This window comes from Kitasatospora sp. NPDC004272 (assembly GCF_053603035.1).
Genome location: NZ_JBSGET010000058.1, coordinates 32,513 through 45,896 on the forward strand (window position 1 = coordinate 32,513; position 13,384 = coordinate 45,896).

Here is a 13,384-nt window from a genome sequence, read left to right on the forward strand (position 1 = left end):
GTGATGGGGCGGGGGTGTTCCGGGCTCCTTGGCCGGTTTCAGGGGCGGTGGGCGGGTCGATGCGGTGCGGTCGTCGGCCCTCCCGGTGCAGGGGCGGCCGGTCGTGACGGGTCACCGGGCTTGCTGGGCTGGAGAGTTGGCGGGGCGGGGCGGGCGGCGGTGCTCCTGGACAGCGCCGCTGTGGTGCGGTGGTCTTCGGGCGTGATGGCCGGTGTGGGCGTTGGGAGGTGGGCGTCGCGGCGGATGCGCCAGGTGAGGACGGCGGCGGGTGAGTCGGCGCTGGCGAGTTCCCGGCGGCCAGCGGCGTGGGTGAGCAGGATGGTGGGGTCGTGGCCTGCTGCTTCGGCTTCGACGAGGGTGGCGGCGAGCGCAGCCCAGCCGTCCCGGTCGCCGAGCAGCCGGGCGGCCTGGTCGGCGGGGAGCACCTGCCGGACGGCGGTCTCCTGCTGGTCGCGGACCGGCTCCGGGAGCTGGCGGCCCCGGGTGTCGAGCAGAGCGATCGGTCGTCCGGCGTGCCTGCCGTAGGCGGTGCGCAGGTGGCCTGCCGCGGTGCGGGCGGCGTCGGCCTGGTGCCGGTGGCCCTGGGCGGCGTGCCACTTGGCGATGGCGATCGCGAGCAGGATCAGGCTGGACAGGACCGTGGCGGCCGCCGTGCCTTCCTCTCCTCGGCCGCCGGTGGGGCCGGCGTAGAGGAGTTCGCGGGCGGCGGAGCGCATCGCCCGCAGGTCGGCTCGGGCGGCGCGAGTGCGGCCGATAGCGGTGTATTCGAGGGCGCGGGCGGCCTGGTTGATCTCCTTCCTGGACAGGACGGGACTGGTGAGGGCGAGAGCGTCGAGGGCTTCGATGCCGCCGCTGATCACCGTGGCGACCTGGGCGGTGTCCGGGGCGTCGTCGAGGATGCGGGTGGCGCGGTCGGCGGTGGTGCTGGCCCGGTAGCGGACCGCGGCCGGACGACCCGGGTCGCCCGGGTGGTTGGGTGCGGGCTGGTCGAGGCCGGCGGCGAAGCGCTCGTGGATCTTGGGCAGGGTGAGGTCGGCGGCGAGCTGGCTGCCGGAGAACCACACCGGAGGGCCCGGGTCGCCGGTGGGTAGGGCGAACTTGTAGCCCTTGGCGTCGCCGGAGGGCAGGCGGCGGACCTCGAAGGCGATGCCCTGCGCGGTGAGGCGGGCGAGGAACTCCTCCTCGTCGGCTGCACCGGCAAGGGCCCGGCGAACACCGGTCCGAAGGCGCTCCCGCCCGCTCTCCGCCTGGCCGAGGCGCTCGGCTTTGCGCAGTTCCGGGCTCTTGGCGCGCTTGGGGATACCGGCCCGGTATTCGCGGGTGCGGGTGCCGGACCAGTCCGTGAGCCCGTACTGCTTCTCGATCTCGGTGAGCTCGGCTTCCGTCCGGTACTGGTCGCCCCGCAGACGGGCCTGGGTCAGGTCGGCGCGCACCGTGGTGGCGAGGATGTGGATGTGGTTGTCCCCGTGGTGCACGGCGACCCACCGGCAGCCGTCCGGATCGCCGTCGGGGGCGATGCCGGCGGCGGCCACGACCCGGCGGGCGACCTGGCCCCACTCTTCGTCGCTCAGGTTCCGGTCGGTGGGGTCGGCGCGGACCATGCGGTGGTAGACGTGCTTGGCGACCGGCCTGCCGTAGCGGACGACGTGCAGGTCGAGGGCGTCCCGCAGCTGGGCCAGGGTGGCCTCCCGGTCGCGGCCGGGGTCGGGGGCGAGGCCGTCCCAGGACGCGACGAGGTGCGGGTCGGTGTGCTCGTTGCGCCGGCCCGGACCGTACAGGTACTTGAGCGCCTTCAGCGTGTTCGTGCCGGAGCGGACGGTGCTGATCACCGGCGGACGGCCTTCGCCACCCGCATCGCCACAACGTCGACCTCGGCCACTGCTCGGCGCGCCTCGACCACCAGCGTTGTGGCCGCGGCAAGGGTGGCCTGCGCCGGGCCGTGCTCGATGCCGAGCTGGGCGTTGAGCTGGAAGGCGATCTGGTTGGCGTTCACGCCCACCCGGGCGACCTGGAACCGCACCGCATCCAGTGCCCGCACGGCCTCGTCCAACTGCTCGTCCCGGGACACCGTGCCGGCGCCGCCGACGGTCAGCGCCTGGCGCTCCAGGTAGTCGGCCACGTTCAGGCCGGTCTCCCGCGCGAGCCGCTTGATCTGCGCTGCGCGCTCCGCGGTGCAGCGGAAGCCGAGCTTCTTCGTCTTCGGGTTCTCGTTGTCACGGCGGCGGCGCTTGGGACCGCGGACGCTCGCGCGCTCAGCACGATCGGCAGAGCGTGCGGGCACGGTCAGCTCGACGGCGGGCGTCTCCTCCTGCTTCGCCGCGCCCTCGCGGTGAAGCCCCGGTGCTGCCGCCCCCGGCAGCACCGGCCCGTCCACGCCCCCCTGGGCGGGGACGCCCGCGTGCGTGGCCCCGTAGGGGCCCCGCACGCACTCGCTTGCTCCGCTGTTGACCTGGAGGTGGTCAACTTCGTTGCGGTTCAGGGAGCTTACAGGGTTGCCGGGCTGGTCGTTGAGGGTCTGGCGGGTGGTGTTCACGGGTGTGCTCCCTGGTGGTGGTGGCGGTGCGGGCGGGAGGTTTCCGGGCAGGTGCCGGTTCGGCCGCACCGGACTTCGCAGGCATGGGCGGCGCGTCGGGCAGAACGAGCCGGGCGTGGACCGGTGCGCGGGAGGGCGGTCCACGGCGCGGGCGAGTTCTGCCGGGTGCGGTAGCGGGGTGGTGGACTTCTGCCGACTGCGCGTGCGAGTCGGCAGAAGCCGGTGTCCGGCCGACCGCATCGGTCGGCCGAACAGGCGGGCGGGCGGTCAGCCCGTTCCGGGGGCCTTGCGGCCGTGCTCGGCGTTCCAGACGAGGCGGAGCCTCTTCATCAGCTCCGTGAAGCGGGTACTGCCGAGCGGCAGGTCGGCTTCCCGGATGGCCTGTTCGACGATCGCGCGGGTGAGTCGGCCATGGGCGATGGCAGCCTTGAGGCCGATCTCCACCAGTTGCTCCATGGATGCCCCCGGCGGGCGGCCGATCGGCTTGCCCTGTGCGGTGGTGGCAGGCTTCCCGACGCGGGGTTCGTCGGACGGCTCGGCGGGTTGGGCCTGCTCGTCGGCTGTGGCGTCCCGAGTGTCGTTCGGCTGGTCGTCGGGTTCTGCCGACTGGGGACCGGGGAGTGCGCCGCTCCACTCGTCGGGCAGAAGGCCGGCCGCAGACAGCAGCGTCAGCAGGGCGTTGTCGTCGCTGCGGTCCTCCGCCTGCTTCGGCCAGGACTCCACTTCGTGGTCGGCGGCCACCGCATCGGTAGAGGTCGTGGCGTTCGGCGGGTCGTTCTGCTCACCGTGGCGGGCGATGAGGATGTAGAGGTGGACGGCGCCGGCGAGGGCGAGCGGGGCGAGGGTGGACAGGACGCCGACGACGGTGTTGCTGAGCCTGAGCCCGCTTTCGGCGGCGGGCATCTGGTTGAGGCGGACGGCGTGTAGGGCGTTGGCCCAGATGCTGGTGGCGGTGGCCCCGGCGAAGAGGGTCCAGGCGTAGGCGCGGGCGGGCCAGCGGGCGTCCCGCAGGACGAGCAGCGCCCGGACGCCGTACGCGATGAACCCGTCGATGATGACCGGGAAGAGGTAGGTGAGCGGGCCGCGGATGTGGGTCGCGGCGGCCATCTGTCGCAGGGCGTCGTAGGACAGGACGAAGCCGAGGACGCCGAGCAGGGCGACGGCGAGGCGGTCGAAGACCGTGGCCCGGACGGACGGCGTGGGGGTAGGGGGGATCGCAACGGTGGTCACGTGTGGTGCTCCAGGGGTGGCCTCGCCGAGCGCGGGCGCGGCGATGCGGCGAGGCGACGGTGGGGTGAGCGTGTGGGAGGGGAGCGCCCCGGCTGGACCCGCGCCGGTGATGGTGTGCGGGCACGGGCGTCAGGGACGTCGGCCGGTCAGGTGGCGCTTCTCCGGCGGCGGTCGGTGCCGGTGAGGATGGCGCGCTCGCACATCTCCGCGAGGCGGGAGGCGGTCCGGTCGCCGAGGGCGGCCTTGATCTCGCCGAGCGGCAGGTTGGTGGTGAAGAGCGTCGGGAGCATGTACTCGTAGCGGTGGTTGACCAGCCGCAGGGTCAGCTCCTCGGTCCACTCGGACGCCTTCGCGGCGCCGATGTCGTCGAGGAACAGCAGCGGGCTGGCCATCAGCTCGCGCATCTCCCGCTCGGTGTCGACGCCCTGGCGGGGACGCTGGGAGGCGTACAGCTCGGTGGCGGTGATCTTCGCCCACCGCAGACGCACACCGGCCGCGAGCAGGCTGCGGATCGCTCCGTACGCCTGGTGGGTCTTGCCCGAGCCGGTGGGTCCGGCGATCAGGAGCGACGGGCCCTGGGCGATGCCCGGGGTGCCGCCGGGGCCGGGTCGGCAGGCCAGGGTGACCTGCTGGACCCAGGTGGCGACCTCAAGGTGGTCGGCTTCGGCGAGGCGGTAGCGCGGCGGGATGCGGCGGTCGGCGAGCTCCAGCGCGGTGGAGGGCTGGTCGGTGTCGGGCAGCGGCCGGTCGGGGTCGATGCCCTTGGCGGCCAGCATCCGCTCCAGGCGCAGGACGGCACCGGAGGCTGGCTGCGGCTCGCAGCGCTCGTCCGTGCGGCGGGGGTTGGGCAGGCTGGTCACAGGTCCCCCTCGTAGTAGGCGCGGGTGTCGGCCGGGTTGGCGAAGGGCTGGTAGGGCGCGCGGGCGGCGCTGTGCCCGGCACGGATGGCCCCGGCGGGCTGGGCGTTGATCGCCTCGTGGACCATGCTCGGCAGCACGCTCGGGCTCATCGGCTTCGCCGAGTACAGCCGCAGCCCGGCGCGGATGTCGTCGGCGCTGGTGCCGCCGTCGAGCAGGCCCTTGATGACCTTGCCGAGGTGGCCCCGCACGCTGGCCGGTACCGGCTTCGGGCAGGTGGCGACGTACTCGGCCACCAGGTCGCCCGCGTTCACCGACGGCTTGCCAGTGGGCGCGGCGACCAGGACCACACCGTCCCGGTCGGGTGCTGGCGACGAGGGTGTCGGGGTGGGCGCGGCATCGCCGCCCCCTTCAGGGACAGATCCATGGTCCAAGGTCCATGGTCCAGGCACGACGTTCTCCGGAGCCCTCCGGAGAGACTCCGGAGAAGCCGTCTGACCTTCACTTTCGCTCGGACCTGCCGCAGCTGGCACCGGCAGGGCGACTGCGGGGGCGGACTCGGCGTCGGCCGTGAAGGGCCGCTGGGCGGGGACGGCCTCCGCGAGGGGCGCGAGCGGTTCCGGAAGGCTCCGGAAGTTTTCCGGAGCCGGGCGCGCGCAGCCCTGGCCCTTGGCCTTGCACTTGCCGCACCAGCCCGCGGGCTCGTGGACGGGGCAGGCGGGCAGGCGCGAAGGGGTGGGGTGGGAGATCTTCTGGTGCTCGTGCCACTTGGTGACGTGCAGGTACTGGCGGCCGTCGCAGCCGGTGTAACGGCAGATCAGGCCGGTCTCGGCGAGCTGGCACAGCTCGTCCTCGGTGTCGAGCGCGGTGTGCTCGGGCCGCAGCGGCCAGAGCGCGCCGTTGAGGACGGCCGCGTTGTCGCGCTGGCGTCCCTCGTCGTCGGCCTGGGTGAGCAGGCAGACGAAGGTGCGCTCGGCGGTCAGGGAGACCGAGGCGAGGTCCTCGGAGACGGGGTACTCGGGCTTGATGGTGCGGATGCGCGCCATGGCCTACCGCCCCGCCTTCGGGGCGAACGGGCGCGAGACAGGTGCGCCGCACAGGGGCGACGCCGTACGCTGGAGCACGCTGGTCCTTCCTCGGTGCGCATGGGCTGCAACCCTGCACCGTGGTCGATCGTCATGGATGGGCGGTTTTGGGACCTTTCAGGCCCTCGGTGTTGGTAGCACCGGGGGCCTTCGGCCTTTTCAGGGCGAGGCGCAGGTCGTTGTCCGCGATGCGGTTCGACTTGACATGCGTTTCGCTATGCATGACTATGGCACCCCGGCGGCCGTTATGCAAGTCGCCTCGGAAATAGATGCGAGGTGAATCGAATGCCCGGGCAGGACAAGGCCGCGGAGGCCCCCTCCGGCGCACTGGTGCGGGAGGAGCCGGAAGGCGGTTCGACCGGTGAAGCCGCTGTCGCCGGCCTGAGCGAGGAGAACGCTGCCGAACGGGTCCGGCTGGAGCGTGAGCTCCGCGGATGGAGCACCGGCGAGCTGGCCAAGCGCATGACCGAGGCCGGCTACCCGATCAACCAGTCCTCGGTCTGGCGCATCGAGAGCGGCGAACCCCGGCGGCGGATCAACCTCGACGAGGCGATCGGCTTCGCCAAGGTCTTCGACCTGACTCTGGAGGACTTCCTCGGCCCCTCGACCTCGCCCGAGGAGAAGATCATGCAGCAGCTCGCCGACCACGTGATCTTCGGGTACCGGACGACCGCGCAGGGCGCCGAGTTCACGACCAAGGCCCTGGCCGCCGCCGAGAAGTACTGCCAGGACTTCCCCCACAACCGCAAGCGGCTGCGCGGGAAGATCGCGATCGGCCTCTCCTTCGAGTACCGCAGATACGCCCCGACCCCACTGGTCCAGGAGTTCCTCAAGGGCGGCAAGATGCCGACCGAGCCGGTCCATACCGACGAGTGACCGGACGGGGTCTCTGTGCTGGCTGTTGCAGACTGCCCACGAGGCTCCGGCCAAGATCTTTTTAGGTAAACGGCCGGACCGTTCCTACTGTGCTCACCGAGCTCGCCGGCCATTTGGCGCGGCCGGAATCCAGAGCTAACGTCACACCCCACGCGGCCACCAACCGCGCAACGCCCATCCATGACGATCGACCACGGTGCAGGGTTGCAGCCCACCAGCCACCGAGGAAGGAACCGCGTGCTGTCCACGCTCCGCCATACCGCCGACCAGGCTGCCGCCGACCTGGCCCAAGTCGAGGCGGTTCCTGGCCGCCTTGCCGCCGCTGCCGCCGTGCCCGCTGCCGTCGCGGCCCATAGACCGATCTGACGGTCCATCAACGCTGTCGCCGGTGACCACTTCCCGGTGTCGCCTTCGGGCCGACAGCTTCTTCCCAGTCACCTGCCGCCCCGCATCGGGCCGGCTGGGACTTCTCCCCCTGCTCCCGGCAGAAGCGTCCAGTCGCCAAACCTTCGCCCCTGCCGGGCCAGATCCCTCAGCACCTGGGCGCTCGCGCGCCCGTCAACAGAAGGGTCCTGTCCCCAGCATGGCACTCCCGATCCCTGCCTCGCCGAAGGTCCCGGCGAAGAAGCCGCCGCTCACCTCCGCCGAAGCCGCTGGCGCCCTCGGCGGTTCGGTCCTCGTCTCGATCCCCGTCGCCGCTCCGGCGGATGTGGCTGGCTCCTTGGCCCCGCACGAGCAACTCCTGCTGACCATCCCGGACGTCATGGCCCAGCTCCAGCTCGGTCGCTCCACCGTCTACGACCTCATCCGCACCCGCCGCCTGCCCTCGGTCACCATCGGCCGCTCCCGCCGCGTCCCGGCCGCCGCCGTCCGTACGTTCGTCGCCGAGCTTGCGGAGGTGGCGGCCTGATGGCCAAGCGCAACCCCAACGGCGCGGGCAGCATCACCCTGCGCAAGGACGGCCGCTACCACGGCCGTGCCTACGTGATCACCACCTCTGGCCTCCGCAAGCGGGTCTCCATCTACGGCAAGACCTGGGACGAGGTCCACAACGCTCTCGTCGAACTGCAGGCTGACGCCATCAACGGCATCCCGCTGCCCGACACCGACTCCAACGTCGGCCAGTACCTCAACTACTGGCTCGCCGAGGAGGTCTTGCCCAACCGCCGGCCCAAGACCTACCAGGGCTACGAGAGCGTGGTCCGCGTCCACCTCATACCCGGCCTCGGCACCAAGCGGCTGCGCGACCTGCGCGCCCAGGAGGTCCGCGTCTGGCTGAACCGGGTGCGCGCCGAGTGCCAGTGCTGCAAGGGCGGCTGGGACGCGCAGCGGCCCAAGCCGATCTGCTGTGCTGCAGGCGAGTGCTGCAAGCGGCTGCTGTCCGCGCGGATGATCCAGTCCGTGCACGCCGTGCTCCGCAACGCGCTGGAGCACGCCGTCCGAGAGGAGCTGATCCACAAGAACGTGGCCAAGCTCGTGAAGGTCCCCGCACCCGACTACCGGATCGGCAAGGGCCTGACCACCGCTCAGGCCAAGCTCGTGCTCAAGGAGCTGAGCGGCCACCGCCTGCACACCCTGTACGTGCTCGCGCTGATGCTCGGCCTGCGCCGGGGCGAACTGCTCGGCCTTCGCTGGAGCTCCGTCGACCTGGAGCGCGGGACCCTCACCGTGAGCACCAACCTCCAGCGGGTCGACGGTGAGCTGCGGCTCGTCTTGCCCAAGACGCTGTCCTCCGAGCGCACCCTGCCGCTGCCCGCGCCGGTCCTCGCCGCCCTGGTCGACCACCGGGAGCGTCAGGCCGTCGAGCGCGCCGCCGCCGGCATGGACTGGCAGGAGAACGACCTCGTTTTCCCCTCCCGGATCGGCACCCCGTACGAGCCGGACAACCTGCGCCGCAGCTGGCACGCGGTCCGCGGACGCCTCGGCCTGGACGACCTCCGCTTCCACGACCTCCGCCACACCTGCATCACCCTGCTGCTCGACCTCGGCGTCCCCCCGCACATCGTCCGGGAGATCGCTGGCCACAGCGACGTCGGGGTGACCATGAAGGTCTACGCGCACGCCTCCCTCGCCGAGCGCCTCAAGGCCCTGAGCCGTCTCGGGGAGGCGCTTTCCTGAGTCTGTTCGACTGATGATCGTTCAGCGCTGGCCTGGTCGGCCGAGCGACGAGCGGCAACACGTTGGGTCCGGCTCCGCTGTGCGTGGGCCGGACCCAACGGTCGCAGTTCTAGAGGAACTGGTTTTTGGCCAGCTGGCTGGATGCGGCCTTGGGGTGGGCTGGGCAGGGCACGTGGGTGACTGTGGGACTCCGCAAGCCTTTGAACCGAAAAGGACGAAATCCTGACGTGCTCTGATGGCATGGGGGAGACTGGCGGGCACCTCCGGCACGCGACTTTGAGAGAGCCCTTGTGACCAGCGAGAACCAGCCCATGGCATCACCGGCAGACCTGGCTCGCCTGAAGCAGCATTTCGGCGACGCGACGCCGCCGCCTGGGGCGCGATCGCCCCGGCCGTCGGGACTCTCGGGCAACGCGCTCTTCGACTACGCGCATATGGGATATGTGCGATCGAGCGTGAATCTCCGTGAGGGCACCGGTGATCCAGACCTCTTCGACCGCTTGGCCAGCGATTTCGCCGAACCAGAGAGCTGGGACGGTCGAGAGGAGGAGGCACCAGGCGGCAACCGCATCCTGCGTAACTACATCCGGTGGACCTTCGAACGGGCGCACCAGCAGGGAAAGATCTCGACGAGCGGCGACGGCTCCTACTCGGCCTTCAACACGGGACTGGCAACTCGTCGGCAGGAGACGATCTACGGGCTCTTCCGTCGCAACGACCGACCCGGCAGTCAGCCGTGGGTCTTCGTCGACTGGCGAGTGGAGAGCAAGCGTGACTTCATGGAGCACTTCCCTCCCTCCCTGCGCCCCGAGTTCGTGACCTACACCGACAATCCAGCGGACTACATCTACGACTGGCGCCGGGAACTCGTCGTGAGCGTGGACCACATCCTCGACGACCAGGGAAACCTTGCCCGGTTTCCTGCAGCGCTCCAAGGGAGCCCTCACCTTGCGAGTATGGCGCTGAAGGGTGCCGTCGCCGGAGCAGAGGATCGAGTCCGCCGGAACTACAAGGCGGCGGTCCCCACGTGGTACCCGGCTCAGGACATGGTCCAGCTCCTACTCCCGCTGTCTCTCCTCGACGCCAGCGTGGTGGACCTTGCCCTGGTGGTTTCCCGGCAAGGCGAGTTCTACCGTGGGCACACCGTTCTCACTACCGCGATGGCGTACAGCAACGCCCGACTTCTTGCCCGCCCCGACAGCGACTGGCTGCAACCTGCTGCTGACGACGAAGCCTTGTAGGCATCGTGGCTCGTACCTCCGGCACGCGACAATGGGCAGACGGTCCTAGCCGGCAGGGTCGTCCGCGCTCAACCTGGACCGCTCCGGCCAGCGACCTCCTCGCCATGGGTCGAGACTCGACCAAGCGAGGAGGCGACCGTCGGCGCGCGTCATGCTCCGGCAAATGTGCTACTGAACTTGATTGGGTGATGTCGGAGCTGTTCGCCTGACAGTGGTGGGTGGGCTCCGGTAGCTCTAGGTTCGTGAGGTACGCGCAGGGCGGCGGGCTGACCGACGCCGAGAGGGCCGCGCGGGAGCGGATCCGGTTGCAGGCCGTGGAACGCTTCGAGGGCGGGCAGAAGAACCGGGAGATCGCTGTCGCGCTGCGGGTGAGCGAGCGGTCGGTGGAGCGGTGGCGCCGGGCCTGGCGCGAGCATGGAGAGGTGGGCATCCAGTCGAAGGGATCGCCGGGTCGCCCGAGGCTCGGTCCGGACCAGATTGCCAGGCTGGAAAGGGAGTTGGAGCGTGGCCCGCTCGCCCACGGCTGGGCGGATCAGCGGTGGACGCTCGCGCGAATCAAGACGCTGATCGGTCGGCTGTTCCACGTTTCCTACACGGTCGAGGGCACGTGGCAGTTGCTCAAGCGGCACGGCTGGTCGTGGCAACAGCCGGCCCGCCGGGCGATCGAGCGCGACGACGCGGCGGTCGAGGTATGGAAGAAGGAGACTTGGCCGCGGGTAAGAGCGCCGCGGCGGCCCTCGGAGCCTGGATCGTCTTCGAGGACGAAGCAGGGCAGTCGATGACGCCGCCGCGCGCCAGGACCTGGGGCCGGATCGGCCGGACCCCCGTCGTTCGAGTGCGGGGGCGGGGATCCGGTCGGGTCTCGATGGCGGGCATGACCTGTTACAAACCCGGCGAACGGTCCCGGCTGATCTACCGCATCCGCGAGTATCGGGGCCGCAAGGGCGAGCCGAAGGGCTTCGGCTGGCGCGACTTCCGGGACCTGATCGTCCGCGCCCGGATCCAGCTCGGCGGCCCGATCGTGCTGGTCTGGGACAACGTCCGCCTCCACCTGACCAAGCCGCTGCGGGAGTTCATCACTGCGAACGCCGACTGGCTCACCGTCTTCCAGCTGCCCACCTACGCGCCGGACCTCAACCCGCAGGAGGGCATCTGGTCGCTGGTCAAACGCGACATCGGCAACCTCGCCGCAGCCGACCTCGGCCAGATCACCCGAGCCGTGAAGCACCGACTCAAACAGATCCAGCACCACCCCGACCTCGTCGACGGCTGCCTCACCGGCACTGGCCTGATCATGGACGGCTGACCGACATCACCCAATCAAGTTCAGTAGCAGTCACATTTTCGTCGTTCGGGGCGGTTGTGGCTGCTTCGGATTGGGGCGATTCGGAGCCGTTGGCGTCAGCGTTGGCGTCAACAGGTACGAAAATGCCCCCGAAGCGAGCTGCTTCGAGGGCATCGTGCCTGGTCAGGCAATGTGGCCAGGGCCGGGGTCGAACCGGCGACCTTCCGCTTTTCAGGCGGACGCTCGTACCAACTGAGCTACCTGGCCGTACTGCACCGTCTCTTGCGAGACGAGCGATCCCGACGGGACTTGAACCCGCGACCTCCACCTTGACAGGGTGGCGAGCTAACCAACTGCTCCACGGGACCTCATGCGGATCGCTCCGCACAGGACCTTACTACGGTACTGCGTACCCCCAACGGGATTCGAACCCGTGCTACCGCCTTGAAAGGGCGGCGTCCTGGGCCACTAGACGATGAGGGCTTGCGGCCCTTCCGGCCGGATCATCCGGCGTTCGGGGACGTCGAGAAGCATATGGGATGCCGGGCGGGAACGCCAAAACGGTTTCCGGTGGTCGGCGCGGCGGGGCCGGTGGCGGGGGCGGGGGTCAGGACCAGCCGAGTTCGTGGAGCTCGTCGTCGTCGAAGCCGAAGTGGTGGGCGACCTCGTGGATGACGGTGGTGCGGACCTCCTCGACGGCCTCCTCGCGGGTCTCGCAGTAGCGGAGGGTCGGGCCCATGTAGACCATGATCCGGTCGGGGAGGACGCCGGCGTACCACTCGCCGCGCTCGGTGAGCGGGATGCCCTCGTAGAGGCCGAGCAGGTCGGGGGTGGCGGGGTCGGGCTCGTCCTCGACGAACACCGCGACGTTGTCCATCATCGCGGCCAGCCGCGGCGGAATCCGGTCCAGCGCGTCGGACACCAGCGCCTCGAACTCGTCCCTGGTCATCTCCACGCGCCCCATTGTCGGAGTTCCGCTGACGGGGCGCCAGGCCATCCGGGCGGTGGCGGGTGCTTGACTTGGCGGCATGGCGACGAGGGAACCGGTGCTGCGCGGGCAGGGGCGGGTGGTGGCGGTGGTCTCCGCGGGCGGGGTGCTCGGGGCGAGCGCCCGGTACGGGGCGGGGCTGCTGTGGCCGACCGCGAGGGACGCCTTCCCGTGGACCACGCTGCTCGTCAACCTGGTCGGCTGCGCGCTCATCGGGGTGGTGCTGGTGGTGCTGACCGAGGGCCGGCGCACGCCGCACCCGCTGCTGCGGCCGTTCCTGGCCACCGGGATCCTCGGCGGCTTCACCACCTTCTCGACGTACGCGGTGGACGCCCAGCAGTTGTTCGACCACGCGCTGCCCGGCAGGGCGCTGCTCTACCTGGCCGGGACGCTGCTGGCCGCGCTGGTCGCCGTGTGGGCGGCCGCGAGCGCGACCCGGGCGGTGCTGCTGGGCCGGAGCGAACGGGCCGGGGGCGTGGCGGAGGGCACGGACGCGGCCGGGCGGGAGGCGGCGGAGTGAACTGGCTGCTGGTGGTGGTGGGCGCCGCGGTCGGCGCGCCGCTGCGCTACCTGACCGACCGGACGGTGCACTCCCGGGTCGGCTTCGGCTTCCCGTGGGGCACGCTGACCGTCAACGTCTCCGGCTGCGCGCTGCTCGGCCTGCTCACCGCGGTCGCCCCGCCGGACGTCCGGCTGCTGCTCGGGACCGGCCTGTGCGGGGCGCTCAGCACGTACTCGACCTTCTCGTTCGAGACGCTGAAGCTGGCCCAGAACGGCTCGCGCGGCGCGGCGCTGGGCAACGTGGCGCTGTCGCTGGGGGCGGGCCTGGCGGCGGTGTACGCGGGGGCGGGCGTCGGGCACGCGATCTGGGGGTGAGCGGGGCGCTACCCGTGTCCCGGTGGGCGGCCGCGCGTTGGGCACCGGAAATGGTGGCGGCCCGGGTCGGGCCGTGCGGGAGGTGGCTCGATGGTGGCGGGTTCGGCGGGCTGGTCGACGGGTCGGTCGACGCGGCGGCGGACGGCGGCGGGTTCGGTGGCGGCGGCGCTGGCCCTGCTCGGACTGAGCGGGTGCATGTCGGTGGGCGCGGACGCCCCCGGTGGGACGGTCCGGGTGAAGCCGTCCGGGACGGGCGCCGCCGCGGCCAGCGCCAAGCCGGGCGGCGCGCCGGCGG

General features: G+C 71.2%; 14 protein-coding genes, 3 tRNA genes and 1 pseudogene. 9 read left to right on the forward strand and 9 right to left on the reverse strand.

Features of this window, described 5'->3' with window-relative positions:
* Window positions 1-38: 38 nt before the first annotated feature.
* The 5 genes from ACWEO5_RS19260 to ACWEO5_RS19280 form a co-directional block, all read right to left on the reverse strand.
* Window positions 39-1,829 carry a relaxase/mobilization nuclease domain-containing protein gene (locus ACWEO5_RS19260; protein WP_452163503.1) on the reverse strand — a complete coding sequence of 597 codons (1,791 nt, stop codon included), beginning with the start codon at window positions 1,827-1,829 and terminating at the stop codon, window positions 39-41.
* Window positions 1,826-2,533, reverse strand: coding sequence for a plasmid mobilization protein (locus ACWEO5_RS19265; protein WP_452163504.1), 708 nt, complete (start codon window positions 2,531-2,533; stop codon window positions 1,826-1,828). The genes ACWEO5_RS19260 and ACWEO5_RS19265 overlap by 4 nt, the downstream gene beginning before the upstream one ends.
* 267 nt (window positions 2,534-2,800) lie before the next feature.
* Window positions 2,801-3,763 carry a DUF2637 domain-containing protein gene (locus ACWEO5_RS19270; RefSeq protein ID WP_452163505.1) on the reverse strand — a complete coding sequence of 321 codons (963 nt, stop codon included), beginning with the start codon at window positions 3,761-3,763 and terminating at the stop codon, window positions 2,801-2,803.
* A gap of 146 nt (window positions 3,764-3,909) precedes the next feature.
* Window positions 3,910-4,539 carry an ATP-binding protein gene (locus ACWEO5_RS19275; protein ID WP_452163511.1) on the reverse strand — a complete coding sequence of 210 codons (630 nt, stop codon included), beginning with the start codon at window positions 4,537-4,539 and terminating at the stop codon, window positions 3,910-3,912.
* Between the two features lie 80 nt (window positions 4,540-4,619).
* On the reverse strand, window positions 4,620-5,666 hold the full coding sequence (locus ACWEO5_RS19280; protein ID WP_452163506.1) for a hypothetical protein: 1,047 nt from the start codon (window positions 5,664-5,666) through the stop codon (window positions 4,620-4,622).
* Between the two features lie 324 nt (window positions 5,667-5,990).
* Here ACWEO5_RS19280 and ACWEO5_RS19285 point away from each other — a divergent pair, with 324 nt between their 5' ends.
* The 6 genes from ACWEO5_RS19285 (at window position 5,991) to ACWEO5_RS19310 (ending at window position 11,246) form a co-directional block, all read left to right on the forward strand.
* Window positions 5,991-6,581 (forward strand): helix-turn-helix domain-containing protein, encoded by a 591-nt coding sequence (locus tag ACWEO5_RS19285; RefSeq protein ID WP_051816744.1) that lies wholly within the window; start codon window positions 5,991-5,993, stop codon window positions 6,579-6,581.
* Window positions 6,582-6,818: 237 nt separating this feature from the next.
* Window positions 6,819-6,947 (forward strand): hypothetical protein, encoded by a 129-nt coding sequence (locus tag ACWEO5_RS19290; RefSeq protein ID WP_452163507.1) that lies wholly within the window; start codon window positions 6,819-6,821, stop codon window positions 6,945-6,947.
* A 355-nt stretch (window positions 6,948-7,302) separates the two neighbouring features.
* On the forward strand, window positions 7,303-7,491 hold the full coding sequence (locus tag ACWEO5_RS19295) for a helix-turn-helix domain-containing protein (RefSeq protein WP_030459204.1): 189 nt from the start codon (window positions 7,303-7,305) through the stop codon (window positions 7,489-7,491).
* A complete protein-coding gene (locus tag ACWEO5_RS19300; RefSeq protein WP_030459203.1) occupies window positions 7,491-8,699 on the forward strand; it encodes a tyrosine-type recombinase/integrase in 1,209 nt (402 codons plus the stop codon). The genes ACWEO5_RS19295 and ACWEO5_RS19300 overlap by 1 nt, the downstream gene beginning before the upstream one ends.
* Before the next feature lie 290 nt (window positions 8,700-8,989).
* On the forward strand, window positions 8,990-9,940 hold the full coding sequence (locus tag ACWEO5_RS19305; RefSeq protein WP_452163508.1) for a DUF3825 domain-containing protein: 951 nt from the start codon (window positions 8,990-8,992) through the stop codon (window positions 9,938-9,940).
* 242 nt (window positions 9,941-10,182) lie between these two features.
* Window positions 10,183-11,246, forward strand: a protein-coding gene (locus tag ACWEO5_RS19310) for an IS630 family transposase (protein WP_452163509.1) whose coding sequence is annotated in 2 segments (ribosomal slippage) — window positions 10,183-10,630 and window positions 10,630-11,246 — 1,065 coding nt in all. Because the reading frame shifts where the segments join, the coding sequence is not laid out codon by codon here.
* Window positions 11,247-11,418: 172 nt separating this feature from the next.
* On the opposite strand, the gene ACWEO5_RS19315 is transcribed toward ACWEO5_RS19310, so the two are convergent.
* The 4 genes from ACWEO5_RS19315 to ACWEO5_RS19330 form a co-directional block, all read right to left on the reverse strand.
* Window positions 11,419-11,492, reverse strand: a tRNA-Phe gene (locus ACWEO5_RS19315).
* 27 nt (window positions 11,493-11,519) lie between these two features.
* A tRNA-Asp gene (locus ACWEO5_RS19320) sits at window positions 11,520-11,593 on the reverse strand.
* A 42-nt stretch (window positions 11,594-11,635) separates the two neighbouring features.
* Window positions 11,636-11,708: transfer RNA gene (locus tag ACWEO5_RS19325), tRNA-Glu, on the reverse strand.
* 124 nt (window positions 11,709-11,832) lie between these two features.
* The gene (locus ACWEO5_RS19330) at window positions 11,833-12,174 is read right to left on the reverse strand and encodes a metallopeptidase family protein (RefSeq protein ID WP_344558663.1); all 342 of its coding nucleotides are present in this window, start codon (window positions 12,172-12,174) and stop codon (window positions 11,833-11,835) included.
* Window positions 12,175-12,253: 79 nt separating this feature from the next.
* On the opposite strand from ACWEO5_RS19330, the gene crcB (ACWEO5_RS19335) reads away from it, so the two are divergent.
* From crcB (ACWEO5_RS19335) to ACWEO5_RS19345, 3 genes and pseudogenes are all read left to right on the forward strand, one after another.
* Window positions 12,254-12,733, forward strand: a complete 480-nt coding sequence (gene crcB, locus ACWEO5_RS19335) for a fluoride efflux transporter CrcB (RefSeq protein WP_452163510.1) — start codon at window positions 12,254-12,256, stop codon at window positions 12,731-12,733.
* Entirely contained in the window at window positions 12,730-13,089 is a 360-nt protein-coding gene (gene crcB, locus ACWEO5_RS19340; RefSeq protein ID WP_344558629.1) for a fluoride efflux transporter CrcB, read from the forward strand. The genes crcB (ACWEO5_RS19335) and crcB (ACWEO5_RS19340) overlap by 4 nt, the downstream gene beginning before the upstream one ends.
* 90 nt (window positions 13,090-13,179) lie before the next feature.
* Window positions 13,180-13,384: pseudogene (locus tag ACWEO5_RS19345) on the forward strand (hypothetical protein); the annotation flags it as partial.

Bases quoted from the DNA above. Each gene is read 5' to 3' on its own strand.
- ACWEO5_RS19275 (WP_452163511.1), bottom strand. From the start codon at position 4,539: ATGCTGGCCGCCAAGGGCATCGACCCCGACCGGCCGCTGCCCGACACC.
- ACWEO5_RS19280 (WP_452163506.1), bottom strand. From the start codon at position 5,666: ATGGCGCGCATCCGCACCATCAAGCCCGAGTACCCCGTCTCCGAGGAC.
- ACWEO5_RS19285 (WP_051816744.1), top strand. From the start codon at position 5,991: ATGCCCGGGCAGGACAAGGCCGCGGAGGCCCCCTCCGGCGCACTGGTG.
- ACWEO5_RS19300 (WP_030459203.1), top strand. From the start codon at position 7,491: ATGGCCAAGCGCAACCCCAACGGCGCGGGCAGCATCACCCTGCGCAAG.
- ACWEO5_RS19330 (WP_344558663.1), bottom strand. From the start codon at position 12,174: ATGACCAGGGACGAGTTCGAGGCGCTGGTGTCCGACGCGCTGGACCGG.
- crcB (WP_452163510.1), top strand. From the start codon at position 12,254: ATGGCGACGAGGGAACCGGTGCTGCGCGGGCAGGGGCGGGTGGTGGCG.